At 46.6% G+C, this 2,088-nt stretch carries 1 protein-coding gene; it reads left to right on the top strand.

From position 1 onward, the window contains the following. The first annotated feature begins 243 nt into the window (after positions 1-243). The gene (locus KDK19_RS03875; RefSeq protein WP_257291372.1) at positions 244-1,908 is read left to right on the top strand and encodes an F-box/WD repeat-containing protein; all 1,665 of its coding nucleotides are present in this window, start codon (positions 244-246) and stop codon (positions 1,906-1,908) included. Positions 1,909-2,088: the final 180 nt, after the last annotated feature.

The raw sequence follows: 2,088 nt of genomic DNA, 5'->3' as shown, positions 1-2,088 counted from the left end.
CTGGTTATTTTTGGCCTCATCCGGATGGGTTCAGTCAACCTGTCCCGTATTGCCCGAACTATGGGGCACGGTGCCGAGATTCTGTTATTTTCCCGGATCAGTGCTCTTCTTCAACTGGGTTCCACTGATTTCAATATTTTTTGAACTTTCATTATAAAACCGACTCCAACAGATCGAATCCATTTTAAACGTCCTTTCCAGGCGAGAATAAGTACTGACTTTGAAGCTACGGATCAATCAGAGATGCACACTATCAACAGCAATTCCGGGATACAAGAACCACTCTTGCCAACACCTGTGCAGCAACCGCTGGAGGAAGCACTATCGGGCGTCAGTGCAGGTAGGGACGTTACTCCTTATTACAACAATAACGCTCCATTCTTGTATTTGCCCGAATTAACACAGTTAGAGATTGTTCGCTATTTGGGTTTACGAGAGGTTACCCGTTTAGCAAAGGTATGCCGATATTTTCGCGATCTTGTTAAAGACAATAACGCTTTGGGAAGAGCATGGAATCGCCGGTTTCCTTCACCATACCTGGACCAACTAAAGGCCACCCTTAAAACAAAAGATGAGCAACAACTCCGTAATTGGTTGGAGCCGTTTGCTAATAAGGGCACTGTCGAGACACTCATTGAACAACGAAAGAATATTTATTTTCCTCTTCAGTTACTTTTCACCAACAGTCAACTGATGTCTTTATGCAGAAAATTTGAGTTAGTAGAAACACTCAAAATTACCCATGGTGGTAAAGTCCGTGAAGCCACTTTCAGCTCCGATGGGCAGCACCTGGCAACCGCCAGTAGTGATCACACAGCAAAAATCTACTGCCGGGAGGCCAATGGATCATGGGAAGTAAAAGACACCATTACCCATAATCGTTTGGTCTCTTCAGCCAGCTTCAGCTCTGATGGTCGTTATCTGGTCACCGCCTGTGACGATGGCACAGCAAAAATTCATGGTCTGGAGGATCATGGATCTTGGGAAGAAAAGGCCTGCATTTCCCATAAGAATTACATCAATTCAGCGACTTTCAGTGCTGATAGCCGCCGTGTGGTGACCCACAGTTCACATAATACGGTGAAAATCATTGGTCGAAGGAACAATGACTCATGGGAAGTAGAGGACACTTTTCATAGAAATCTGATCACTTCGGCCACGCTCAGCCCTGATGGCCGTCACATGATAATTTTTGCTTCAAGGGATTGCGTTATAGAAATTCATGGCCAGTTGGACTCGGGATTATGGGTAGTCACATCCACTATTAAACTAGAAGACCCTGTCTTCCTGGCCAACTTCAGCCCCAATAGCTGCCATCTGATCCTCAGCACTAGCACTCATAGTAATGACGCAGCAATAATCTATGACCTGCAGGCTGATGGATCGTGGAAAGAAATGGACACGATTGAACATAATGGGTTGATCCAATCAGTCAACTTCAGCGCCGACTGCCGCCATGTGGTGACCGCCAGTGATGATAAAATGGCGAAAATCCATAGCCAGAATGCTGGATCATGGGAAGAAAAAGCCTGCATCAAACACTATAGGGAAGTCACCTCAGCAAACTTCAGTGCCGATTGCCAGCATGTGGTAACCACCAGTGATGACACAGCGAAAATCATCAGCCTGCAGACCGGTGGATCATGGGCACTAAAAGCCCGCATTGTCCATCAGGATCAAGTCGCCTCAGCCACCTTCAGTGCGGATGCTTGTCATGTGCTGACCGCCAGTGTCGACGGTGTAGTGAAAATTTATGGTCTGGAGACCAACGGGTCATGGCTGCGAAAAGCCTTCATTCAAAAAGAGGAAGGATTAGCCGCAGCCAGTTTCAGCCCCGATAGCCGAAATGTGATGACCGTCTGTAAAGATAACACGGTGAGGATCACTGAACTTCGGAAGAAGTATTGATGATCGAATGGGCGTACTTTTTTGCTGAGAACCGGTGAAAGTCGACGTCCTGGCGGGGCTGAAAGCCTCTCTGGGGCAGTTTGTAACAACTAGCGTTATTTCCTGATCTATCCTTCCCCTCTTCACACCAGAATGCAAGGATAGAATGATTAAACACTCACTCTTTGCAGCACCACTGTT

Source organism: Endozoicomonas sp. ONNA1 (genome assembly GCF_024606325.1).
In the GTDB taxonomy this organism is placed as follows: domain Bacteria; phylum Pseudomonadota; class Gammaproteobacteria; order Pseudomonadales; family Endozoicomonadaceae; genus Endozoicomonas_A.
Note: the sequence above shows the minus strand (reverse complement) of the source record. Positions and strands in the feature narration are given on the sequence as shown.